This is a genomic window from Streptomyces sp. NPDC051555 (genome assembly GCF_044454405.1).
In the GTDB taxonomy this organism is placed as follows: domain Bacteria; phylum Actinomycetota; class Actinomycetes; order Streptomycetales; family Streptomycetaceae; genus Streptomyces.
Genome location: NZ_JBITDP010000007.1, coordinates 303,485 through 326,325 on the forward strand (window position 1 = coordinate 303,485; position 22,841 = coordinate 326,325).

17 protein-coding genes and 1 pseudogene are annotated in these 22,841 nt (G+C 73.6%); 11 read left to right on the forward strand and 7 right to left on the reverse strand.

Features of this window, described 5'->3' with window-relative positions; translation table 11 throughout:
* Positions 1 to 3: 3 nt before the first annotated feature.
* Entirely contained in the window at positions 4 to 4,437 is a 4,434-nt protein-coding gene (locus ACIBEA_RS17840) for an NEW3 domain-containing protein (protein WP_399261850.1), read from the reverse strand.
* A 268-nt stretch (positions 4,438 to 4,705) separates the two neighbouring features.
* Here ACIBEA_RS17840 and ACIBEA_RS17845 point away from each other — a divergent pair, with 268 nt between their 5' ends.
* Both ACIBEA_RS17845 and ACIBEA_RS17850 read left to right on the forward strand, forming a co-directional pair.
* The gene (locus ACIBEA_RS17845) at positions 4,706 to 6,034 is read left to right on the forward strand and encodes a glycosyl hydrolase (protein WP_399261852.1); all 1,329 of its coding nucleotides are present in this window, start codon (positions 4,706 to 4,708) and stop codon (positions 6,032 to 6,034) included.
* Between the two features lie 230 nt (positions 6,035 to 6,264).
* Positions 6,265 to 8,334 carry an endo-beta-N-acetylglucosaminidase gene (locus ACIBEA_RS17850; protein WP_399261960.1) on the forward strand — a complete coding sequence of 690 codons (2,070 nt, stop codon included), beginning with the start codon at positions 6,265 to 6,267 and terminating at the stop codon, positions 8,332 to 8,334.
* 36 nt (positions 8,335 to 8,370) lie between these two features.
* Here the strand turns inward: ACIBEA_RS17850 and ACIBEA_RS17855 are convergent, their stop codons facing one another.
* A complete protein-coding gene (locus tag ACIBEA_RS17855) occupies positions 8,371 to 9,783 on the reverse strand; it encodes an ATP-binding protein (protein ID WP_399261854.1) in 1,413 nt (470 codons plus the stop codon).
* A gap of 12 nt (positions 9,784 to 9,795) precedes the next feature.
* Complete coding sequence (locus tag ACIBEA_RS17860; protein WP_399261856.1) at positions 9,796 to 10,530, reverse strand: response regulator transcription factor; 735 nt, start codon at positions 10,528 to 10,530, stop codon at positions 9,796 to 9,798.
* Positions 10,531 to 10,788: 258 nt separating this feature from the next.
* Between ACIBEA_RS17860 and ACIBEA_RS17865 the strand changes: the two genes are divergently transcribed.
* From ACIBEA_RS17865 to ACIBEA_RS17900, 8 genes are all read left to right on the forward strand, one after another.
* Positions 10,789 to 11,574: an amino acid ABC transporter ATP-binding protein gene (locus ACIBEA_RS17865; protein WP_399261858.1), complete on the forward strand. Its 786-nt coding sequence runs from the start codon at positions 10,789 to 10,791 to the stop codon at positions 11,572 to 11,574.
* Positions 11,575 to 11,656: 82 nt separating this feature from the next.
* Positions 11,657 to 12,514, forward strand: coding sequence for a glutamate ABC transporter substrate-binding protein (locus ACIBEA_RS17870; RefSeq protein WP_399261860.1), 858 nt, complete (start codon positions 11,657 to 11,659; stop codon positions 12,512 to 12,514).
* Positions 12,515 to 12,597: 83 nt separating this feature from the next.
* Positions 12,598 to 13,272 carry an amino acid ABC transporter permease gene (locus tag ACIBEA_RS17875; protein WP_399261862.1) on the forward strand — a complete coding sequence of 225 codons (675 nt, stop codon included), beginning with the start codon at positions 12,598 to 12,600 and terminating at the stop codon, positions 13,270 to 13,272.
* Positions 13,269 to 14,156, forward strand: a complete 888-nt coding sequence (locus ACIBEA_RS17880; protein ID WP_399261865.1) for an amino acid ABC transporter permease — start codon at positions 13,269 to 13,271, stop codon at positions 14,154 to 14,156. Before ACIBEA_RS17875 ends, ACIBEA_RS17880 begins: the two co-directional genes overlap by 4 nt.
* A 163-nt stretch (positions 14,157 to 14,319) precedes the next feature.
* The gene (locus ACIBEA_RS17885; RefSeq protein WP_399261867.1) at positions 14,320 to 15,927 is read left to right on the forward strand and encodes an FAD-dependent monooxygenase; all 1,608 of its coding nucleotides are present in this window, start codon (positions 14,320 to 14,322) and stop codon (positions 15,925 to 15,927) included.
* Between the two features lie 79 nt (positions 15,928 to 16,006).
* On the forward strand, positions 16,007 to 16,054 hold the full coding sequence (locus ACIBEA_RS17890; protein WP_311314449.1) for a hypothetical protein: 48 nt from the start codon (positions 16,007 to 16,009) through the stop codon (positions 16,052 to 16,054).
* A 60-nt stretch (positions 16,055 to 16,114) separates the two neighbouring features.
* Complete coding sequence (locus tag ACIBEA_RS17895) at positions 16,115 to 16,645, forward strand: cysteine dioxygenase (RefSeq protein ID WP_399261869.1); 531 nt, start codon at positions 16,115 to 16,117, stop codon at positions 16,643 to 16,645.
* Positions 16,642 to 17,037: a rhodanese-like domain-containing protein gene (locus ACIBEA_RS17900; protein WP_399261871.1), complete on the forward strand. Its 396-nt coding sequence runs from the start codon at positions 16,642 to 16,644 to the stop codon at positions 17,035 to 17,037. Before ACIBEA_RS17895 ends, ACIBEA_RS17900 begins: the two co-directional genes overlap by 4 nt.
* 70 nt (positions 17,038 to 17,107) lie before the next feature.
* On the opposite strand, the gene ACIBEA_RS17905 is transcribed toward ACIBEA_RS17900, so the two are convergent.
* The 3 genes and pseudogenes from ACIBEA_RS17905 to recA all read right to left on the reverse strand — a co-directional run bounded on the left by ACIBEA_RS17905 (position 17,108) and on the right by recA (position 21,472).
* A complete protein-coding gene (locus tag ACIBEA_RS17905) occupies positions 17,108 to 19,660 on the reverse strand; it encodes an FtsX-like permease family protein (protein WP_399261873.1) in 2,553 nt (850 codons plus the stop codon).
* A gap of 103 nt (positions 19,661 to 19,763) precedes the next feature.
* A pseudogene (recX, locus tag ACIBEA_RS17910) lies at positions 19,764 to 20,390 on the reverse strand (recombination regulator RecX); the annotation flags it as partial.
* A complete protein-coding gene (gene recA / locus ACIBEA_RS17915; protein ID WP_399261875.1) occupies positions 20,339 to 21,472 on the reverse strand; it encodes a recombinase RecA in 1,134 nt (377 codons plus the stop codon). The gene recA and the pseudogene recX, both read right to left, overlap by 52 nt.
* A 382-nt stretch (positions 21,473 to 21,854) precedes the next feature.
* Between recA and ACIBEA_RS17920 the strand changes: the two genes are divergently transcribed.
* The gene (locus tag ACIBEA_RS17920) at positions 21,855 to 22,127 is read left to right on the forward strand and encodes a hypothetical protein (protein ID WP_399261877.1); all 273 of its coding nucleotides are present in this window, start codon (positions 21,855 to 21,857) and stop codon (positions 22,125 to 22,127) included.
* A gap of 78 nt (positions 22,128 to 22,205) precedes the next feature.
* Here the strand turns inward: ACIBEA_RS17920 and ACIBEA_RS17925 are convergent, their stop codons facing one another.
* Entirely contained in the window at positions 22,206 to 22,823 is a 618-nt protein-coding gene (locus tag ACIBEA_RS17925; protein ID WP_399261879.1) for a TOPRIM nucleotidyl transferase/hydrolase domain-containing protein, read from the reverse strand.
* Between the last annotated feature and the right edge of the window lie 18 nt (positions 22,824 to 22,841).

The window sequence follows — 22,841 nt, forward strand, 5'->3', positions numbered from 1 at the left end:
TCGTCATCCTTCGGGTGCGTGCGGTGCGAGTGGTGCGTGCGGTGCGAGTAGTTCGAGTGGTGCGGGCGGCGCCGGGGAGGCGGCCGCCACGTGCAGGGCGATGGCCGGACCGTACGCGATCCTGCCCTGGCACACCGCCTTGACCGCGGCCCAGTACGTCCCCGGCGCGGTGCCCGGCGGCGGGTGAACCTCGAATTCCAGCTCGGCCGGCGCCCCGTCGGGCACGTGCAGGGGCAGCGAGGCGGGGCCGATCAGCCGCCGGGTGCCGTGCGGCGACGCCAGATACGCCCGTCCCGTCAGCGGGGACCGCGTACCGGTGCTGCCGATCGTGGCCCGTACGACGGCCCGCGCGCCCGCGGTGACCGCCACCTCGGCGTCGGGGGCGGCCACCCACAGCCCGGCCGGGATCTCGCCGCCGGGCACGGTCACGGTCAGCACGTCCTCGAAGCGGCCCGCCGGGGTGTGGGCGACGACCCGGACCAGGTGGTCACCGGGCGCTGCCGCCGGACCGGGTGCGACGGCCAGCGTCCGCCGCACGTGCCCGCCGTCGGGCAGCTCGGCGTCGTGGACCCGCCAGGCCGTCCACCACCCTTCGGGCGGGTGGACCTCCAGGCGCACCCGGCCGCCCGCGCCGTGGGCGGCGAGCGTGACCCGGGCTTCGCGCAGGGCGCCGTCGACGGTGACGGTGTAGGGGGCGTTGCCGAGCGGGGCCGTGCCCGTGTTGTGCAGCCAGTAGCGGCTGAACACCGGCTGATGGGGCTCCTCCTCCCCGGTCTGCTCCGGGCTCGGGGAGCGGGCCGGGAGCAGGACGGTGGTGGTCGCGCCGCCGCGGATCCGGTCGGGGAAGGGGCCGAGGGGACGGCCGAGGAGGTCGGCCTCGACGGGGCCATCGGCGAGGTGGTCGGCGGGGCGATCGGCGAGGAGGTGCACGGGGGTCGGGCGGCCGTGGATCTCGCGCAGCCGCACGGCGAGGTCTCCCCGGCCGGGCGCCCGTTGGACGGTTTCGACCAGGACGCGGTCGGCGGGTTCCACGGCGAGGAGGGAGCGGGCGGGCGGGTTCGGGCCCGCGCCGGGCCCGGTGACGACGGCGGTGAGCGGTTTGTTGAACGCGCGTCCCCTGCGCACCAGATCGGCCGCCCGCCAGTCGCCTTCGGCTGCGACCAGGGCGTGTTCGAAGACGTGGGTCCAGTGCTGGAGCTGGAAGGAGCTGCCGTCGGGGGCGGTGCGCCGGGGCGGGTCCATCCAGGCGCCGCTGGGGCGGCCGGTGCAGGAGCGCATGAGGGAGCCGTGCAGGCGGCCCTCGGTGTCGACGGCGAAGCCGGGAGTGCCCCGGCCGAGCAGCGCGACCGTGCGGTCCTCGAAGGCGGTGTGTTCGGCGGCCCCCTCGGCCGGGAGCGGGTGGTGGGCGTCGATCCGGCCGGCCTCGGCGAGGGCGTGCGCGAGGTCACCGGCGCCCCCCGTGACCACCAGGACGGGCAGGTCGCGCAGGCCGGTCAGGTCGCAGCCGGGCCGCCACACCTCGCGCAGCGCCGCCCGGGCCGGGACCCACACGACGGGATGGTCGCGGACGGCCTCGGCGTACGCACCGTCGCAGGCGGCCAGGACCTGAGCGGTGAAGGCGTTCTCCGCGGGCCCGCCGAGGGCGATCCGGACGTCGGGGAGGCTGCTGTCGACGGCCAGGTCCCCCCACCGCGGCCCGCGCGGCCGGGTCGGGGTGGTCGTGACCCCACGGCGCCCGAGGGCGGTGACCAGCTCGCGCAGCCGCGCGGGAGCGCCCGCGTCGGGCAGCACGATCTCGGCCGCGCCGAGCGCCCGCCGTCCGACCGCGTCCCCGTCGGGGCCGGTCAGCGCCGCGCGGAGGGTGCAGGACAGCGCGAACCAGTTCAGGCAGGGGCTGTCCAGGGTCCAGGGTGCCCGGGTGTGGTCGGCGCCGGTGTCGGCCCCGGGGAAGGCGAAGCCGCGGCCGACGGCCGAAGCCGCGGTCTCCGCGACCGGGAGGGCGCCGGGCACATCGGCGGGGACGCGCAGCCGCACCAACTGGTCACTCCCCTCGAACGCGTCGACCCGGGTCGTGAGTTCCACCCGGTCGAGGCCGTCCCAGAGGGTGGTGGTGCGGGTCCATCGCAGAGGTCCGGTACGGCCGGTGGCCACGATCCGCGCGCCGAGCGGACCCCGCTCGGCATGGCAGGTGAGGGCGGGTTCGGCGCCCGAACCGGTGCCGGGGCCGCGGGGCAGCAGGTGCCAGGGGCCCTCCTCGAAATGGGGGTGCTGGGCGTACTCGTCCTGCACGACCAGCTCGTCGACCTGGCCCTCGGCCAGCAGTTCGCGTCCCGTGCGCCGGTCGAGCAGGCGGGCCAGACCGCCGCCGCGCCCGGGGTCGGCCTCGGCGCGGAAGGCCTCGTTCTCGATGACGTGTCCGGCTGCGGGTGCCCAGCCGCCGGAACGGGCCGGGCCGCCGGGGGCGGGCGCGGCGGGGACGACGACGAGCCACCAGGTGCGGTGGCCGAGCGGTGGCACGTCCGCGGCGAGGAAGACCAGCTCGGCGGTCCCGTCGGCGACGGCCTCCAGGTGCACGGGGGCGCTGCGGCCCTCGTCGTCGCACACGGCGATCCGGCACGGGTCGACGCCGGCCCCCGCGGATCCGGGGCCTGAGGGTCCGGGGCCTGAGGGTCCGGCCCCCTCGGATCCGGGGCCGGTGGGGCCGAGGGCGGCGAGGTCCACCGTGGCGCGGACGAGGTCGGTACGGGTCCAGGACAGCGGGTTGTGCACGGTGACGGCGAGGGGAGCCCGCGGCAGGTCCCGGGCGTGGTGGGAGACGGGGGCGCGGGTGTCGGCGGCGTCGGTCAGGACCCGCAGGGCCTGCGCCCGCACCTTCTCGGCGAGGTCGTGGGCCTCGCGCCAGGTGGGCAGCAGGTCCAGGTAGACCTGGTCCGAGAAGGTTCCGGTGACGGCGTCGTGATGCGCGGCATGGAGGATGTGACGCCAGGCCTTGTCGAGGGTCTGGCGCGGGTAGTCGGCGAGGCCTTCGGCGCAGGCCAGAGCGGCAAAGGTCTCGGCTTCCTCGACGAGGTTCTCGGCAGCCCTGTGAGCCTGTTTCACATCGGCGTAGGTGACGTCCTTGCCGGTGTAGACGGGTCCCATCTCACGGGTGACGGGGAGCGGTTCCTCGCCGCGCGCGGCGAGTTCGGCACGCACGGCCTCGAAGTGAGCGCGCGGGCCGGAGTGTTCCATGCGTGGCCAGCAGTAGCGGCGGTTCCAGGCGTGCTGGACGTCCAGGCCCCAGCGGTGCGGCCAGGAGAAGTCGGTGCCCATGGGGATGAGGACGTTGCGGGTCGCGGCGCTCTGGCGCAGCAGCTCGTAGAGGTCCAGCAGCTGCTCGGCGGCGCTCTCCGCGTCGGGCGCGCCCTGCGAGGACCAGCCCGCCGAGTAGTGCGCGGGCAGGTAGTGCAGCAGCAGCCCTTCACCGCTGGGCGCGATCCACTCGTACTCGGCGGGCAGTTGCATGGCGGTGGGCGGCCGCAGCGGCGCGCCCCAGGTGTCCATCATCGGCCCCCACTGATGGTGGGGACCGCGGGCGAGGACGGCCGAGTCCAGACCCGCGCCCGCCATCAGGGCGGGGAAGGACGGGTCGTGGCCGAAGACGTCGAGCTGCCAGGCGGTGCGCGGGTCGGCGCCGAGGATGTCGCGGTGCAGGGCCAACCCGTGGACGGCGCTGCGGACGGTGGATTCGGCCGAGGTGAGGTTGGTGCTGGGCTCGTTGTAGGTGCCGCCGACGATCTCCACGCGCCCCGCGGCGATCAGCCCGAGCAGCTCGGCGCGGTCCTGCGGGTGACTGTCCCACCAGGGCTTGAGGTAGTCCACCTCGGAGAGCACGAAGGTGTACGCCGGGTCCTCGCGGGCCTGTTGGAGGTGCAGCGGGACGAGGGTGAAGGCCGGGACCCCGATGTACTCCCAGCCGGGCGCGGGGGCGCCGGGCGCCGTCGGCGCGTCCCACAGGGCGGTGTAGGCGGCCTGGGTGTTCCACCACATGGGGTCGTAGTGGAAGTGCGGGACCAGGCGCACGGTCCAGCCGGGTTCGGCGACGGCCAGACGGAAGGGGTGCTCGGCGAGCGGGCGGCCGTCGGCGGTGGTCACCCTGACCGTCGCGGGCAGCCGCTGGCCGGGTGCGGCCCCGGGCGTGCGGACGGCCACCTCGACGGTGGATTCCGCCGGCCCCTCGGTGTGGGCGCGCACGATCCGCGGGTGCGGGGTGGTGACGCCGGGGCCGTGCACCCCGACGTACAGCGGCCCGGCCGGCCGGGCCCGACGGATCCTGACCCGGATCACCTGGCACGGGTCGGCAGGCGCTCCGGTGAAGAGGGCCGGGGTGGTGACGGACGTGACCGTGATACCGCTGCCCTTACGGCTGTCCCTACCGCTGTCCCTACCGCTGTCCATATTCCGCACACTTCCTTGTGGGACCATTGACAAGCTCGAACTAAAGCGCATTAGTCGCATCAGCTTCACTCCTGACGACCCGCCTGTCAACGGGACTGAAGCGCATAAGTACCCGATTCCCAAAGGTCAGGGACTTTGCGCCCCCGATGACGGGACGTTCACGGTTATGGGCCCTGTTGACTTTCCCCTGCGGAGGACGGCAGCGTGGGGCACCGGGGGGAATTCCCGAACCCCGCGACGCCCCGGTTCCTCCGACTCCAGGACACTCATGCACCGCGCTGCCGTCCCCGTCGTCCCCGTCCCCGCCCCCGTCGCCGCCGCCCCCGCCGCACCGGCCCCCGGCCACCGCCCGCGCGGCCTCCGGTTCGGCGCGAACTACACCCCGACCCGGGGGTGGTTCCACCACTGGCTGGACTTCGACCTCGACGAGGTGAAGGCCGACCTCGACTCCATCGCGGCCCTCGGCCTGGACCACGTACGGGTCTTCCCGCTGTGGCCGCTCTTCCAGCCGAACCGGACCCTGATCCGGCCGCGCGCGGTGGAGCAGCTCGTCGAGCTGGCGGACGCGGCGGGCGAGCGCGGCCTCGACGTCGCGGTGGACGGCCTCCAGGGCCACCTGTCGAGCTTCGACTTCCTACCGGCGTGGACGCGGACCTGGCACCGGCGCAACATCTTCGACGACCCGGAGGTCGTCGCCGGGCAGGAGGAGTACCTGCGCACACTCGCCGCCGCCCTCGCCGACCGGCCGCACTTCCTCGGCATGACGGTCGGCAACGAGATCAACCAGTTCTCCGGCGACCCGCACCCCGACCCGGACCGCATCACCCGCGAGCAGGCGGACCGTTGGCTGGAGCGGATGCTGGCGGCCTGCGAGCGCGGGGCGCCGGGGAAGTTCCACCTGCACGCCGAATACGACGCGGCCTGGTACCAGGACGAGCACCCCTTCACCGTGGCGCAGGCCGCCCGGCTCGGCGCGGCCACCGCCGTCCACTCCTGGGTGTTCAACGGCACCGCCCAGCGCCACGGCCCCACCGGAACGGCGACCGAACACCACGCGGCCTACATGATCGAGATGTCGAAGGCCTGGGCGACGGATCCGCACCGCCCGGTCTGGCTCCAGGAGGTGGGCGCCCCCGCCCCGCTGATCCTGCCCGCGCAGGCCGCGGCCTTCACCGAGGCCACCGTGGCCAACGCCCTGGACTGCCCGGACCTCTGGGGCGTGACCTGGTGGTGCTCGCACGACGTGGGCCGCGAGCTCGCCGACTTCCCGGAGCTGGAGTACGGCCTCGGCCTGCTCACCAACGACCGCACCACCAAGCCCGCGGGCGAGTCCGTCGCGCGGATCGCCAAGGAGTGGCGGGGCCGCGAGCACCGCCCGCCGGTGCGGTCCACCGCGCTGGTGGCCGATGTCGGCGGGGCGCTGGCCGCACCCCGGCGCTCGGTGTGCGCACCCGGCGGCGCGTTCTTCGAAGCCTGGGCCGTGCTGGCCGCCCGGGGCGTGCGCCCCGCCGTGGTCCTGGCCGACCACGCCGAGGACCGGGCCCACCTGGCCGCGCGCGGGATCACCGAGGTGCTGCACGTCGCCGACGTCCACTGACCGCACCACCCGCACGGCACCACCTGAGCCGCACCACCCGCACAGCACCACCCGCACGGCATGGGACCACCCGCACAGCACAGCACCGCCCCTCCCCCTCCCCCTCTTGAGGAGACCTCATGTCCGAGACCGACAACGCCGTCGACGCTCGTTCCGGTGCCCCCGACCCCGTCCCCGGCCCCACCGCCACCTCCACCGCCCCCTCCACCCCCGGCTCCGCTCCCGGTTCCATACGTCCCACCCGGCGCGGGCTGCTGCTCGCGGGCGCCGGGGCCGGGGCCGGTGCGCTGCTGGGCGTGTCCGGCCCGGGGGCGGTCGCCTCCGCGGCCACCCGGGCGCCGCTCGCCGCCGCGGGGGACCAGGCCCCGTACGCCTCGTACTGGTTCCCGGACTCGCTCCCGGCGGGCAGTCCCGGGGCCGGGATCGTGTGGCGCTCGCTGAAGCAGTGGCGGCCCGAGACCGACCCCGACCTCGCCCACAACACCGCGACCGTGCCGCTGGCCGCGCGGTTCACGCCGGTGGCGGCCAATACGACGGCGCGGGCCGGGCAGGCCCGTATCTCCTCGCTGGTCTCCTTCGGGCCGACGGCCGGGAACCCCTCGCAGGGCAGTGCCGGCGCCGACTACTACGCGCTCACGCACTGGGCGTACCTCGACGAGCTGGTCTTCTGGGGCGGCTCCTCCGGCGAGGGCATCGTGCTGGCCCCCAACGCACCGGTCATCGACGCCGCGCACCGCAACGGCGTCCGCGTGCTGGGCAACGTCTTCCTGCCGCCGGTCGCCTACGGCGGAGACCTGCGCTGGACCCGCGACCTGGTGCAGCAGGACTCCCTCGGCCGCTACCCGATCGCGGAGAAGCTGGCGGAGGTGGCGGCGACGTACGGCTTCGACGGTTGGTTCGTGAATGCCGAGACCGACGGCGGCGACAGCGAACTGGCCACGCGGATGCGGGGGTTCCTGCGCGCGCTGCGCGCGGCCGGGGAGCCCAAGGGGCTGCGGATCACCTGGTACGACGCGATGAACAGCACCGGCCGGGTCGGCTGGCGGGGCGCCCTCGACCAGCTCAACCAGGAGTTCTTCGAGGACCGCCAGGGCAAGGTCTCCGACACCATGTTCGTCGACTTCCGCTGGAGCGCCGGCTCGTTGGCCTCCTCCGGCACCCTCGCCGGGCAGCTCGGTCGCGGGCGTTACGAGCTGTGGGCGGGCGTCGACGTCGAATCGGGGGGCTGGACCACGGATCCCGGGTGGGACGCGATCGTGCCGCGCGGGCGCGACCACGTCGTCAGCTACGGCTTCTACCGGCCCGAGTGGACCCGCAACCACCTCACCGACCGCTCCCCCGGCGCCTTCCACGCGGCCGACGACCGGTTCTGGACCGGCGAGTCCCTCGACCCCTCCCGGCCGGCGACGGGCAGCGCCTGGCGGGCTCCGGCCACCGTGGTCGCCGATCGCTCCACGGTCACCGCCCTGCCCTTCGCGACCACCTTCAACACGGGTCACGGAGTGCGCTGGTACGAGAACGGCGCGGTCACCTCACCGACCCCCTGGAACCATCTCGGGCTCCAGGACCGGCTGCCGGGCCGCCGCTGGGTCGTGCAGAGCAGCGGGGCGCGGCCCACCGTGACCCTGGACTTCGCGGACGCCTGGCGGGGCGGCTCCAGCCTGCTGGTCGCGGGGGCACTGGGCGCTCCGGCCACCGTCGGCCTGCACGCGACGCGGCTGCCGCTGACCGGCGCGAGCGTGCTGGAGCTGGTGTACCGGAACGAGTCGGGCGCGGTGGAGGTGGAGGTCGGGGTGGCCGTCCGCGAACCGTCGAAGCCGGGCGCGGCCGTGCCGTACACCTGGCTGAAGGCGCAGGCACCCGGCAGCGGGCAGGGCTGGCGGACCGCCCGGGTGTCGCTGTCCGCGCTGGCCGGCAGGACGGCGTACGGGCTGGCGGTCCGACTGACCCGGATCGGCGGTGGCGCGGTGCGCTGGCGGCTCGGGTCCCTCGCGGTGGCCGACGGGCCCGAGCGGCCGGCGGCGCCGGGCGGAGCACGGGTGGACGCGGCGGCCCGGGAGGGCGCGAAGGTCTCGCTGCGGCTGTCCTGGCAGCGGGCGCCCGGCGCGGTGCGCCATTACGAGCTGTACCGGGTGCTCGCGGACGGGACCCGGCGCTTCCTGGGCGGCACCTGCGGTACGGCCCTGTACGTGCCGGGGCTGGAGCGATCCGGCCAGGAGGCGCGCGCCGCCTTCGAGGTGCGGGCGGTGGGCGAGCTGTTCACGGCCTCGGAACCGGCCGCTACCGGCTACGCCTGGTGACACCACCACCGGGCCGCGCAGTGCGAACAGTGCCCGTCAGCCCGCGTGCGGTCCGGTGCGGGGCACCGTGACGGTGACGCGCAGCCCGTGCGGCGGGTTCGTCTCGTACGAGAGGGACCCGCCGCCCGCGGCCAGCAGGGCCCGGGAGATCGACAGGCCCAGCCCCGAGCCCTTGATGTTCTGGTGGCGGCCGCTGCGCCAGAACCGGTCGCCGACGCGGGCCAGCTCCTCCTCGGTGAGGCCGGGCCCCCGGTCGGCGACGCTCACGAGGACCGAGCGCCCCTCGGCGGTCACCGACACCCGCACCTCCTCGCCGGAGGGCGTGAACTTGAGGGCGTTGTCGATGACGGCGTCGAGGGCGCTGGACAGGGCGATGGGGTCGGCCCAGCCGGTGACCGCGGTGCGGCCCTCCTCCGTCAGCCGGACCCCCTTCTCCTCGGCGAGCGGGCGCCAGGCGGCGACGCGCTCGCCGGTCAGCTCGCCGATGTCGGTGAGGCTGATCTCGGCGGAGGTGTGCTCGGCCAGCGCCAGGTCCAGCAGGTCGTCCAGGACCTGGGTCAGGCGCTTGCCCTCGGTGCGCACCGAGGCGATCTCCGCATTGCCCTCCGGAAGTTCGAGGGCGAGCAGCTCGATGCGCAGGAGCAGCGCGGCGAGCGGATTGCGCAGCTGGTGGGAAGCGTCCGCGACGAACGCCCGCTGCTGCTCCAGTACCTCTTCGACGTTGTCGGCCATCTCGTTGAACGATCGGGCGAGGCGGCGGAGTTCCGGCGGACCGCCGCCGGCGGCGACGCGCGAGTTCATCCGCCCGGTGGCGATCCCGTGGGCGGCCGCGTCCAGGGTCTGTACGGGCTTGAGCACCCAGCTGGTGAGCCGCAGCGCCGCCCCGAAGGCGACGAGCATCGCGGCGGCCAGTCCTCCGATGATGAAGAGCCAGCCGCGCAGGGTGCTGGCGCGCATCTGATCGGTGGGTGATTCGGTGACGACGACTGCGACGACGTCGCCGTCGAGCACCACCGGGGAGGCCACGAGCAGCTTCCCGCCGCGCTGCCAGGGCCAGACCTGGGCGGGGTCGTGGCTGCGCCGGCCGGCGAGGGCCTCCTCGAAGGCGCGCCTGCCCTCGCCGGTCTCGGGGAGCTGCCACCAGCCGGGGGCGCGGGCCATGGCGTTGTCGTCGCGGTAGAAGATGCCGACGCGGATCCCGTACAGCCCCTGGTAGCGGGCGAGTTCGAGCTGGAGGGTTTCGCGGCGGTCGTCGGCGCCCGTGTCCCCGGACCCCTCGGAGTCGATGACGAACTGGGCGAGGGCGGCGAAGCGGGCGCTGTCGTCGATCCGGTCGACGACCACCCGCTGCTGCTGCGCGGCGGCCAGGCTCACCGCGAGCGGAAAGCCGAGGGCGAGCAGGGTGCCCGCCATCAGGACGACGAGCAGGGGCAGCAGCCGGGTGCGCACGGTCGGCCCCCGCTAGGGAGCGGGCGGGGCGGACGGGGCGGGCGGGGCGACGAGCCGGTAGCCCACTCCGCGGACGGTTTCGATGAGCGCGGGCATCGCGAGCTTGGAGCGGAGCGAGGCGACGTGCACTTCGAGGGTGCGCCCGGTGCCTTCCCAGCTGGTGCGCCAGACCTCGCTGATGATCTGTTCGCGCCGGAAGACCACGCCGGGGCGCTGCGCGAGGAGCGCGAGCAGGTCGAACTCCTTGCGGGTCAGCGGTACGTCGGCGTCGTCCACACAGACGCGCCGGGTGGGCAGCTCGATGCTGACGCGGCCGAAGCGGACGACGGCGGGGGTGCCGGCGGGGGCCGCCGAGCCGTCCTCGGAGGCGCCGGTGCGGCGGGCCACGGCGTGGATCCGGGCGAGCAGCTCGCCGGTGTCGTAGGGCTTGGTGACGTAGTCGTCGGCGCCCATGTTGAGGCCGTGGATGCGCGAGCGGACGTCGGCCCGCGCGGTCACCATGATCACGGGGGTGGTGGTGCGCTTGCGGATCTTGCCGCAGACCTCGTAGCCGTCCTGGTCGGGCAGTCCGAGGTCGAGCAGGATCACCCCGTAGGGAGTGACCCCGGCGGCGGGACCCGCGGGCAGCAGGGCCTGCAGGGCCTCTTCGCCGCTGCGGGCGTGGGTGACCTTGAAACCGTGGCGGGCGAGGATCGCGGACAGGGCGGCGGCGACGTGGTCGTCGTCCTCGACGAGCAGCAGTCTCATGCGTCCCCCTTTCCTCATCTCGCCATGTGGGCAAACATGGCCACCATGCATCCACGCCGATGCGGGAGCCCACGTCAAGGGTGTTCCGGTCCGGCGCGCCTTCCGTTATGCACCCGGTACGGGCACGCGCCGACCGTACACGGAGCGTGGCGGGGCGAGGCCGTATCGTTATCCTCAATTCTCGCTCAGATGTGATGACGGTGTGCTCATTGCCTCATTACTGTCCTCCCCAACCGAGGTGGACGGAGCAAGAAGCCGATGAGCGGAGTATCAGTGACCGAAGGCACGCAGGACGCGGCGCCCACCGCGGACGGCCTGGTCGTACTGAGCAACGTCAACAAGCACTTCGGCGCGTTGCACGTGCTTCAAGACATCGATCTGAGCATTGCCCGGGGCGAAGTCGTCGTGGTGATCGGCCCCTCGGGGTCGGGCAAGTCCACGCTGTGCCGGACGATCAACCGGCTGGAGACCATCGATTCGGGCACCATCACGCTCGACGGCCGCCCGCTGCCCGCCGAGGGCAAGGAGCTGGCCCGGCTGCGCGCCGACGTCGGCATGGTGTTCCAGTCGTTCAATCTCTTCGCGCACAAGACGGTGCTGGAGAACGTGATGCTGGGCCAGCTCAAGGTCCGCAAGACGGAGCGGGCGGCGGCCGAGAAGCAGGCGCGCGCCCTGCTGGACCGGGTGGGCGTCGGCACGCAGGCCGACAAGTACCCGGCGCAGCTGTCCGGTGGCCAGCAGCAGCGCGTGGCGATCGCCCGCGCGCTGGCCATGGGCCCGAAGGTGATGCTCTTCGACGAGCCGACCTCCGCGCTCGACCCGGAGATGATCAACGAGGTGCTGGAGGTCATGCAGCAGCTCGCCAGCGAGGGCATGACGATGGTCGTCGTCACGCACGAGATGGGCTTCGCCCGTTCTGCGGCCAACCGGGTGGTCTTCATGGCGGACGGAAAAATCGTCGAAGAGGCCACGCCCGACCAGTTCTTCAGCAATCCGCGCAGCGACCGCGCCAAGGACTTCCTGTCGAAGATCCTGCACCACTGACGACTTCGTCTGGTAGTGATCCGGTCGACGGGGAACATCGTCGCCCGTCGTACAACAACGTCTCATCCGAGGGAAGTTCACCATGAAGGTTCTGAAGGTCGGCGCGTCCGTCGCCGTCGCCGTCGCCCTGGCGCTGACCGCGACCGCCTGCGGCAGCAGCAAGAAGGACGAACCCGCGGGCGACGCGGGCAGCACGGCGGGTGCCAAGAAGGACAAGATCGTCATCGGCATCAAGTTCGACCAGCCCGGTGTCGGCCTGAAGACCCCCGACGGCAAGTACGCCGGCTTCGACGTCGACGTGGCCACCTATGTGGCCAAGGAGCTCGGCTACGCGCCCGACCAGATCCAGTTCAAGCAGGCCGTCAGCGCCGAGCGCGAGAACCTGATCGCGAACGGCGACGTCAAGTTCATCGTCGCGAGCTACTCGATCAACGACAAGCGCAAGGAGAAGGTCGACTTCGCCGGCCCGTACTTCCTCGCGCACCAGGACCTGCTGGTCCGCGCCGACGACACCTCGATCACCAAGCCCGAGGACCTCAACAGCAAGAAGCTGTGCTCGGTCACCGGCTCCACCTCGGCGCAGAACGTCAAGACGAAGCTGGCCCCCAAGGCCGACCTCCAGGAGTTCCCGGGCTACTCCGAGTGCCTCACCGGCCTGGAGAGCAAGGCCGTCGACGCCCTGACCACGGACAACTCGATCCTGGCCGGCTACGCGGCGCAGGACAAGAACAAGGGCAAGTTCAAGCTGGTCGGGCTGAGCCTGAGCAACGAGAACTACGGCATCGGTCTGAAGAAGGGCGACAAGGAGCTCCAGACCAAGATCAACGCCGCCATCACGAAGATGGAAGCGGACGGTTCCTGGGAAGCGGCCGTGAAGAAGAACTTCGGTCCGGCCAACTACAAGAACGAGCCGGCCCCGAAGATCACCGAAGGCAGCTGATTCATCGGTGAGGTGTGTCGCCGCCCGCCTGTCACGGGCGGCGCCGCACCTCACCGGCCATCCTGGGGAGAGCGCAGGGCATCGTGTTCGATTTTCTTGATTCCGGGCAGTACGACCTGCTCGGAGCCTTCTGGGTGACGGTTCAGCTCACCCTCTACTCGGCGGCCGGATCCCTGGTCTGGGGCACCGTCCTGGCCGGTATGCGGGTCAGTCCCGTCCCCCTCATGCGGGGCTTCGGCACCTTCTACGTCAACGTGGTGCGCAACACCCCGCTGACCGTGTTGATCATCGGGTGCTCCCTGGGCCTGAACCAGACGCTCGGCATCACCCTCGGCGGCGGCAACTTCAAGGACATCGGCTTCCGGCTGGCCGTCCTCGCGCTGACCGCCTACACCGGCACCTTCGTCTGCGAGGCGCTGCGCTCGGGCATCAACACCGTGCCGGTCGGCCAGGCCGAGGCGGCCCGCGCGCTGGGCCTGAGCTTCTTCCAGGTGCTGACCCTGATCGTGCTCCCCCAGGCCTTCCGGGCGGTCATCGGACCGCTCACGAACGTACTGATCGCCCTCACCAAGAACACCACGGTGGCGGCGGCCATCGGCGTGGCCGAAGCGGCCCTGCTGATGAAGGAAATGATCGAGAACGAGGCGCAGGCGCTCTTCGCGGTCTTCGGCATCTTCGCCCTCGGCTTCGTCCTGCTGACCCTGCCCACGGGTCTGCTGCTGGGCTGGGTGGCCAAGCGAGTGGCGGTGAAGCGATGACCTCCGTGCTGTACGACACGCCGGGCCCCAAGGCCAAGGCGCGCAACTGGCTGTACTCCGCGATCTTCCTCGTGGTGATCGGCCTCGCCCTGTGGTGGATCCTCTCCACCATGGCGGACAAGAACCAGTTGGACGCCGACAAGTGGACGCCGTTCGTCACCGACGGCCAGATCTGGACGACCTGGCTGATCCCGGGCGTGCTGGAGACGCTGAAGGCCGGCCTGATCGCCATGGTCATCGCGCTGCCGCTGGGCGCGCTCCTGGGCATCGGCCGACTCTCCGACCACGCGTGGGTCCGGATCCCGGTCGGCGCGTTCGTCGAGTTCTTCCGCGCCATCCCGGTGCTGATGCTGATGCTCTTCGGCTCCGCGCTGTACGTGCGGTTCAGCGACGTCAGCTCGGAACTGCGACCGCTGTACGCGGTGGTGACCGGCCTGGTCCTCTACAACGCGGCAGTCATCGCGGAGATCGTCCGGGCGGGCGTGCTGTCGCTGCCTTCCGGCCAGAGCGACGCGGCCAAGGCGATCGGCATGCGCAAGGGTCAGACCATGCTCTACGTGCTGGTCCCGCAGGCCGTGACGGTGATGCTCCCGGCGCTGGTCAGCCAGCTCGTGGTGATCCTCAAGGACACCGCGCTCGGCGGCACGCTGCTCGCCCTGCCCGAGCTGCTGTCGATGGCCCGGCAGATCTCGGCGAACTACAGCAACACCATCGCGAGCCTCGCCGTGATCGGCCTGCTCTTCGTCGCCATCAACTTCGCGCTGACCACGGCCGCTTCGGCGCTGGAGGCACGACTGCGCAAGTCGAAGAAGAGCACCGGCGCCACGGTCAACATCACCGACGTCATGGACGCGGGAATGGGCGGCGGCGCGGGCCCGTCCTGACGCTCGCCTGACACCCGGTCAGTATGATGGCGTGATCCTTGTGGTGCGGCGGAGTCTTCCGTCGCACCACAAGGCGTCACACCTACCAGTGTCACTTGACGCATGCCCTTCCAGTCGGTTGCATACGTTCTGTGATCACATACCGGACATCGGGAGCCGTGCCGTGGACCCGGTGATCGTCGTGGGCGCGGGACCGGTCGGACTGACCCTCTCGCTCGCCCTGGCCGGCGCGGGCGTTCCCTCCGTCGTCCTCGACGAGGGTCCGGGCAAGGAGGAACCCCGCCCCGCCCGCACCGTCGTGCTGCACGCCGACACGGCCGCGATGGCGCACCGCCTGGGCTGCACGACCCTGCGCGACGAGGGCGTGCCCTTCGCCGCCTGGCGCACGATGCGCCGCGGCCGGGACACCCACCGGACCACCTTCGAGGACGCCACCGCCCCGCTGCACCTGCCGCAGCACGCCCTCACCCGCGGCCTGCGCGACGCCGCCGCGGCCCATCCGCTGGTTCAACTGGTCACCGACAGCCGCCTCGACGCCCTGGAGCAGGACGCGCTCGGGGTCACGGCGCACACCCGCGGGCCCGCGGCCACCTGGTGGCGCGGCAGCCACCTCGTCGGCTGCGACGGCGCCCGCTCGACCGTCCGCAAGCTGCTGGGCATCCGCTTCCCCGGGCGCACCGGCGTGGAGCGGTACGCCGTGGCGGCGCTGCGCACCGAACTCCCCTGGCCCGGCGAGGCCCTGCTGCACCGCAGCCGCTCCGCGAAGACCGCCGAGGTCACGGCGCGGCCGCTGCCCGACGGGGTCTGGCGGCTCGACTGGCTGCTGCCGCCGCGCGGGGAGCTGGTCACGCCCGACGCGCTGATCGGGATGATCCGCGACACCCTCGCCACCTGGTGCGGGGGCAGCACTCCCCCGTACGACCTGATCGACACGGGCGTCCACACGCTGCACCACCGGCTCGCCCGGCGCTGGCGCGACGGCCGCGCCTTCCTCGCCGGGGACGCCGCCCACCTGCTGGGCGCCCTGGGCACGCAGGGGGTCGAAGAGGGGCTGCGGGACGCCGAGAACCTGGCCTGGCGGCTCTCCCTGGCCTGGCACCAGGGCGCCTCCGAAGCCCTGCTCGACGGGTACGAGGCCGAGCGGCGCACCGCGGTGGCGTCCCGGCTGCGCGCCGCGGACCAGGCCATGCCCGTGCTGCGCGGCGGGGGCGGGCTGCGCACCTACGTACCGGGCGCCGCGCGCAGCCACGAAACGCTGCTCACGGACGGCCACTTGGGGCGCGGACCGCTGGGTGCGCCCCCGGCGTACGCCCCTCCTGTCGCGGTGCGCGAGGTCCCGACCGACACGGAACCGGGGGGCCAGGCGGCGAACGTACCGGTGACCGCGCCGGACGGGACGACCGTACCGCTGCGCGACCTGCTCGGCCGGGGGCGCCTCCTGGTGCTCCTCGTCGCCCCGGGAACCGGCGTGTGGGACCGGCGGCACTGGGTCGGCGCCGGGCTGATGCCGCGGCTGGAGGCCGCGGTCGGCGCTCTGCCGGTCCGCGCCGAGCTGCTGGTCGCCGACGGCTACCCGGGGGCCGCCGCGCACACGGTGCTGCTGCTGCGCCCGGACGGCCACCTCGCGGCGACCTTCGCGGGGGTGCGTCCGACCGAGCTGTACGAGGCGGCGGACGCGGTACGGGCGGGCGCCCCCGAGACGGGACTGCCCGCGCTGCCGGCCCCCGCGCCGCGGGCCCTGCCCGAGGCGTCCGCCACACCCCACCCGTGATCGATTGACCCTCAAGTCCGCCCGTGGTTCACTCGCGAACATGACCGGTCACGACGTACGCCTGTGGCGGAGGGTCCACATGGACCTCCTCCGCTATGCGGGCTGCGTCTGTCGCCCTTCCTGCTGATTCGCCTTCCTCCCGCGCGCCGACGCGCGCTCTCGCGAACTCCCAGGACGGTCATTCCCGATGTCTGCACCCCTGCTCAGCCCTGCCCCGGTGGCCACCGGCCCGGGCGCCGCCGAACTCCTCGACTTCGCCCGGCGCACCGCCGCCGACTCCGAGCTGGTCGCCTCCCTCCCCCTGGACCCCGAGGGCCGCACCTGGGTGCGCCTCGACGGCCCCGGGGGCAGCGAGGCCTGGCTGATCGGCTGGCCGCCGGGCACCGGCACCGGCTGGCACGACCACGCCGAGTCGCGCGGCGCCTTCGCCACCGCGCGCGGGCGCCTCACCGAGCACTCCCTGTCCGTCCGGCTGCCGGCGGAGGGCTGGCGGTCCCTGCACCTGGCCTCCGGTCTGGACCGCACGCGGACCCTGGGCGCGGGCGAGGGGCGCGCCTTCGGCGAGCAGCACGTGCACGAGGTGCTGAACACCTCCCCGACCGAGCACGCCGTTTCGGTCCACGCCTACTACCCGCCGCTGCCGCTGATCCGGCGCTTCAGCCGCAGCGGGGCCGTGCTGACCCTGGAGCAGGTCGAGCGTCCGGCGGACTGGCAGTGAGCGCCGCCCCCGTCGGCATCGACGAACTGCTGGAGCGGGTCCGCGCCACCTACGAGCGGATCGGGGCGGCCGACGCCCACGCCGCCGCCCGGGACGGCGCCCTGCTCGTGGACATCCGCTACCAGGCGCTGCGCGAGCGCGACGGCCTGATCCCGGGCGCGCTGGTGATCGAGCGCAACGAACTGGAGTGGCGCCTGGACCCGCAGGGCAGCCACCGCGTCCCCGAGGCCACCTCGCACGACCTGCGGATCGTCGTGATCTGCAACGAGGGGTACGCCTCCACGCTGGCGGCGGCCTCCCTGCACGCCCTGGGCCTGACCGGGGCCACGGACCTGACCGGCGGCTTCCAGGCCTGGAAGGCCGCGGGGCTACCGGTGACCGCCCCGGGCTGAGCGGCCCCGTACCCGGCACGGGGCGCCCGGAACCCCTGAGGGTTCCGGGCGCCCCGCTGCCGGGAGGTCGCTACCCCTTGGCCGCGGCCGCGTCCACCGGGCGCACCCGCAGGGCCGCCCGACCGGGCAGGGCGGTGGCGAGCAGGGCCGGGAACCCGGCCGCGCCGACCACCACCCCGTAGGCCGCGGGCAGCACCGCCGGGGAGGCGCTGCCCGTCATCCCGAGGCTGAAGGCGGTGAGGACCGCGAGCGCGATCGCGGAGCCCAGGGCCACCCCGATCAGCAGGACCGCGAGCGCTTCGGTGCGCAGCATCCGCAGGACCTGGCGCCGCGTGGCCCCGGCCAGGCGCAGCATGGCGAACTCGCGGAAGCGTTCCGCGGTCGACATCGCCAGCGTGTTGACCACCGCGATCGCGGTGAAGGCGAGGACCAGGCCCATCGCGAGGAGGTTCACCTCCGCCTGTGCGTCCTGCCGCTCGGCCCGCGCCGCGTCCGCGTCGGCGGCGCTCAGCACCACCGTGCCGGGGAACTCCGCCAGCGCGGCGGCCAGCCGGTCCCGGCCGGTGCCCGGTTCGGTGGCCACCAGGACGGCGGTGGCCAGCGGATCGTCCAGGTGCGCGGCCACCAGGTCGTGGGCCAGGGTCAGGTCGCCGAAGCCGAGGCCCCGGGCGTAGACGGCGGAGACGGTCACGGTGACGGGGGTGCCGTCGCCCAGGGTCAGGGAGAGCGGGCTGCCGGGCCGCAGGCCCAGCTGGTCGGCGGCCAGTTCGCTGACGGCCGCGCCGCGCGGGCCGAAGGCGTCGAGGCTGCCCGCGGTGACACGGGGGTCCCAGGTCCGGGTGAGCCCCTGCGGGGTGACGCCCTGGGCCGCGTACTTCGTCAGGCCCACCCGGACGGTCGTGCCCACCAGCTCGGTGGCGGCGGTGACCCCGGGCGTGCTGCGGATCTTCGCCGCGGCCCCGGCGGTGACGCCCGGCCCCTGCCCGGCGACCACCCAGGGGGCCCGTACCCCGGCACGGGCCTGGGTGCGGGCCGCGTCGCCGAGGGTCGGCGTGACGAACAGCACCGTGCAGGTCATCCCGACGAGCAGGGCGAGCGGGGTGACGGCGGAGGCCATGCGGGTGGCGTTGCCGCGCAGGTTGGCGGTGGCCAGGTGGCCGTTCGCACCGATCAGCTTCAGCGGGCCGCAGAGCAGCGCGGTGGCGGCGCGCACCAGCAGCGGACCGAGCAGCGAGAGCGCCCCGGCGAGGACCACCACCGCGAGGAAGGTGACCGGGGTGGAGGCGGGTTCGGTGCGCAGCGTGGCGAGGACCGCGATCAGGACCGCGCCTCCCGCCAGCAGCAGCGTGCCGATGACGATCCGGGTCCAGGCGGGCCGGCCGCGCTCGACGGCGGCTTCGGCGAGGGCTTCGGACGGGCGGATCCGGGCGATCCGGCGGCCGGTGATCCGGGCGGCGGCCCACGCGCCGCACAGGGTGGCCAGGACGGCGGCGGCCATGGGGAGGGTCCCGGCGGTGCGCTCCAGGGTGGCCGGTATCGCGCCGGTCCCGATGAACCGGCCGTGCAGCCAGGCGGCGAGCGGCAGACCGGCGAGGGCTCCGGGCACACCGGCGGCCAGGCCCACGAGCAGGGCCTCGCGGCCGAGCATCCGGCGCAGCTGGCGCGGGGTCGCGGCGACGGCCCGCAGCAGGGCGAGTTCGCGGTGGCGCTGCTGCACGGAGAGGGCGAAGGTGCCGACGACGACGAGGACCGCGACCAGGAGCGAGGTGCCGCCCATCGCTGCGCCCATGGAGACGAGCTTGGTCCGGGCGCCCGCCGCGTCGAGGAACTCGACGGGGCCGCGGTCGTCGCCCCGGGACACCTGCGCGGTGGTCCCGGCCAGGGCCGCGCGGACCTGCGCGGCCAGTGCGGCGGCGCTCACTCCGGGGCGGGGCAGGACGCCGATCGCGGTGATCCGCCCGTCGCGGGCGGCGAGCCGGTGGGCCTCGCCGGAGTCGAAGAAGAGCGAGGTCTGGTGGTCCAGGGCGCCGCCCGGGGTCCGGTCCGCCGCCCGCGCGACGCCGCTGACCGTGTACGTACGGGGCTCCGCGGTGGCCTGGACGGTGAGCCGGGAGCCGGGGCGCAGGCCGGCCAGGGTGGCCAGCTCGCGGTCGACGACCACCTCACCGGCGTTCCGCGGGGCCTGCCCTTCGGCCAGGGTGAAGGGGGTCAGGGCGGCGGATTCCCAGGCGTGCCCGTAGGACCGCTTGCCGGTGCCGTGCGCCACCAGGGGGACGGCCTGGAAGGTCAGCTCCGGCACCGCTTGCGCGGCTCCGGGCACGGCGCGGACGGTGTCCAGGGTGGCGGCGGGCAGCCACGCCCGTTCGGCGACGGGCTTGGCCTTCTCCTTGACCTTGGTCCTGCCCTTCTTCTCCGTGACCGTCCTCTCGTGCACGTCCTGGTCCGCGGAGACGACCACCGGAGCCCCGGCGTAGCGCTCGGTGGCGACCACTCCTCGCAGGCCCGTTTCGAGGAGGGTGCCGCAGGCGGTGACGAGGGCCGCCGCGCACAGGAGGGCGACGAAGGCTCCGAGGAAACCGGCTTTGCGGTCCCGGACGCTCTGAAGGGCGTAACGCAGCATCATGCAGGCAACTCTGCTGCTCAGGCCCCCTGTTGAGCAGTGGAGCACCCCGGCGTACCGCCCCGGGGGCTACCCCCACCCCGCCCCGGGGGCCGCCGCGCCGGGTTCAGAACGCCCGGTACTCCGGGCCGCCGAGGTCTTCCGTGTCCTCGCCCTCCTCTTCGAGGGCGCGCCGCACCACCCGGAGGGCGAGGCCCTCCCCGTAGCCCTTGCGGGTCAACATCCCGGCGAGACGGCGGATCCGCTTGTCCCGCTCCAGGCCCCGGGTCACGCGCAGCTTGCGGTCCACCAGCTCCCGGGCGGTCCGCTCCTCCTGCTCGGGGTCGAGCTGCTCCAGGGCCTCGTCCACCAGGGTCGCGTGGACGCCCTTGGTGCGCAGCTCGCGGGCGAGCGCCCGGCGGGCGAGGCCGCGGCTGTGGTGCCGGGACTCGACCCACGCCCCGGCGAAGGCGGCGTCGTCGATCAGGCCCACCTCCTCGAACCGGGAGAGGACCTCCTGCGACACCTCCTCGGGGATGTCCCGCTTGGCCAGTGCGTCCGCGAGCTGTTGCCGCGTGCGCGGGGACCCGGTGAGCAGGCGCAGGCAGATCGCCCGCGCCTGCTCTTCGGGGCTCTGGGGCGGCAGTCCCCGCTCGGCTCGCGGCGTGCCGGAACCGCCCGCCCCGCTCTGCTCCCGCACGGTCAGCTCTTGGCTACGGCGGCCTTGGCCGTCTTGGCCTTCGTCGCCGGGGCCGGGACGGACTTGGCCGCGTCATCGGCCGCAGCAGCGCCGCCCGCCGCGTCCGGACCGGGTTCGGCTCCGGGCGCCTTGCGGATGCCCACGCCCAGCTTCTCCTTGATCTTCTTCTCGATCTCGTCGGAGAGGTCGGGGTTGTCGCACAGGAACTTGCGCGCGTTCTCCTTGCCCTGGCCGAGCTGGTCGCCCTCGTACGTGTACCAGGCACCGGCCTTGCGGACGAAGCCGTGCTCCACGCCCATGTCGATCAGACCGCCCTCGCGGCTGATCCCGTGGCCGTAGAGGATGTCGAACTCGGCCTGCTTGAAGGGCGGCGCGACCTTGTTCTTGACGACCTTGACGCGGGTGCGGTTGCCGACCGCGTCCGTGCCGTCCTTGAGGGTCTCGATCCGGCGGATGTCCAGACGCACCGAGGCGTAGAACTTCAGCGCGCGACCACCGGTGGTGGTCTCCGGCGAGCCGAACATCACACCGATCTTCTCGCGGAGCTGGTTGATGAAGATCGCGGTGGTCTTGGACTGGCTGAGCGCACCGGTGATCTTGCGGAGGGCCTGGCTCATCAGGCGGGCCTGCAGACCCACGTGCGAGTCGCCCATCTCGCCCTCGATCTCCGCCCGCGGCACGAGCGCCGCGACGGAGTCGATGACGATGAGGTCGAGGGCGCCGGAGCGGACCAGCATGTCCACGATCTCCAGCGCCTGCTCACCGGTGTCCGGCTGGGACAGGATGAGGTTGTCGGTGTCGACGCCCAGGGCCTTCGCGTACTCGGGGTCGAGCGCGTGCTCGGCGTCGACGAAGGCGACGGTACCGCCGGCCTTCTGCGCGTTGGCCACGGCGTGCAGGGTCAGGGTCGTCTTACCGGAGGACTCCGGCCCGTACACCTCCACCACGCGGCCGCGCGGCAGCCCGCCGACACCGAGGGCGATGTCCAGCGCGGTCGACCCGGTGGGGATGACGTCGATGGGGTCATTCGGCTTGTCGCCAAGACGCATGACCGCGCCCTTGCCGAACTGCCGTTCAATCTGCGCGAGCGCTGCGTCGAGCGCCTTCTCGCGGTCGGTGCCTGCCATGGGTTCCACCCGATTTGCTTGAGTCGATCGCTTCACGCCATTGACGCTAACGCCTGCCACTGACAACGCGCCTCCACGCCCGCCGCACCTGTGGATAACCAATCAGAATGGATGTTCGAATTCCCTGTCAAGCGCGCCACGCCAACCCCCACGCCGACCCCACGCCGACCCCACCGGGTGCGGGCCCCGGGTGGCTGCTCTAGCGTCGGAGGAGGGAGGAAATGCCCTGCCGAGCCGTCCGGTGCGGGGACCGGAGCCGTGTGGCGACGTGTCGGCCGCATGCGCTCGGCGCCCGTTCCACGCGGCCCCGGCACGTCCGGATCCCGGATCCCGGATCGATCCCGAATTCCCGGGTCGCGCGCCGACCGATCCCGGAGAGCAGGTGCGTCCCATGCGCACGTCGACCCGTATCGCGAGCGTTCTCACCGGCCTGACCCTCGCCTTCGGCGGTGCGGCCCTCACGGCCCCCGCCGCCCACGCGGACGTCAACGCCTGCATCAACCAAGTGGAGCGGGAGCTGCGGGGCGGTGAGGCTCCGGAAGCCGTCCGCGCCGCGTGTTACGTCGGTCTGAGCGGTGCCGGCGACGAGTGCGTGGCGGGCCTCGCCGAGAGCAACGTGACCCACGCGACCGCGGTGACCGCCTGCCGCGCGGCCGCCCAGTAGGAGCGCCCCCGCAGTCCCGGCCCGTTCGCGTCAAAGGCTCGCAGCGTCAAAGGCTCACAGCGTCACGGGCTCGCAGCCTCACAGGCTCCTGACGAGATCGTCGAGCGGGACCGGGACCCGTGCGGGGTCCAGGGTCTCGGCCAGCAGGCGGCCGTAGCGGATCTTGCGGCCCTGCTTCGTGCCGAGGAAGCGCCGCAGCTGCCGCTCGCGGGAGCGCCCGAGCTGCGCGGGCTGGCGCAGGAAGGTCTGCCAGGGCCGCAGCTCCCCCTCCTCCCGGATGATCTCCTCGACCCGCGGCGCGCCCAGCGCGCGGATGAGTTCGTCCTCCAGGTCCGCCACGCACACGAAGAAGCCCCGGCGCGGCGCCCCGGCCCGCTCCAGACCGCGGTCGTAGAACCCCTGCTCGCCCTCGTCGCACAGGCCCCGCAGGCGCAGCCCGAGCCCGGGCGGTCCGAGCAGGCCCGCGTAGCGGGCGATGCTCATCGCCCCGCCCATCGCCACGACGCACACACCCTCGGCGGCCAGGTCCCGGCCGCGCCGGGCGGCCAGTACCTCGACGGCCTCCAGGTCGCTCGGCCCCTCCAGCAGCACGGCCGTGCGCAGCCCCAGCTCCGCGGCCAGTTCGCCCGCCGGATCGCCGGAGCCCCCCGCCGCCCAGTGGCCGACCGCTTCCCGGAACGCGCGCATGTCCGTCATGCAGCGATTCTGCGCCCG

Coding starts and splice junctions, on each gene's coding strand:
- ACIBEA_RS17905 (WP_399261873.1), bottom strand. CDS start 19,660: ATGATGCTGCGTTACGCCCTTCAGAGCGTCCGGGACCGCAAAGCCGGT.
- ACIBEA_RS17860 (WP_399261856.1), bottom strand. CDS start 10,530: ATGAGACTGCTGCTCGTCGAGGACGACGACCACGTCGCCGCCGCCCTG.
- ACIBEA_RS17865 (WP_399261858.1), top strand. CDS start 10,789: ATGAGCGGAGTATCAGTGACCGAAGGCACGCAGGACGCGGCGCCCACC.
- ACIBEA_RS17920 (WP_399261877.1), top strand. CDS start 21,855: ATGCGCACGTCGACCCGTATCGCGAGCGTTCTCACCGGCCTGACCCTC.
- ACIBEA_RS17925 (WP_399261879.1), bottom strand. CDS start 22,823: ATGACGGACATGCGCGCGTTCCGGGAAGCGGTCGGCCACTGGGCGGCG.
- ACIBEA_RS17870 (WP_399261860.1), top strand. CDS start 11,657: ATGAAGGTTCTGAAGGTCGGCGCGTCCGTCGCCGTCGCCGTCGCCCTG.
- ACIBEA_RS17845 (WP_399261852.1), top strand. CDS start 4,706: ATGCACCGCGCTGCCGTCCCCGTCGTCCCCGTCCCCGCCCCCGTCGCC.
- ACIBEA_RS17880 (WP_399261865.1), top strand. CDS start 13,269: ATGACCTCCGTGCTGTACGACACGCCGGGCCCCAAGGCCAAGGCGCGC.
- ACIBEA_RS17840 (WP_399261850.1), bottom strand. CDS start 4,437: ATGGACAGCGGTAGGGACAGCGGTAGGGACAGCCGTAAGGGCAGCGGT.
- ACIBEA_RS17895 (WP_399261869.1), top strand. CDS start 16,115: ATGTCTGCACCCCTGCTCAGCCCTGCCCCGGTGGCCACCGGCCCGGGC.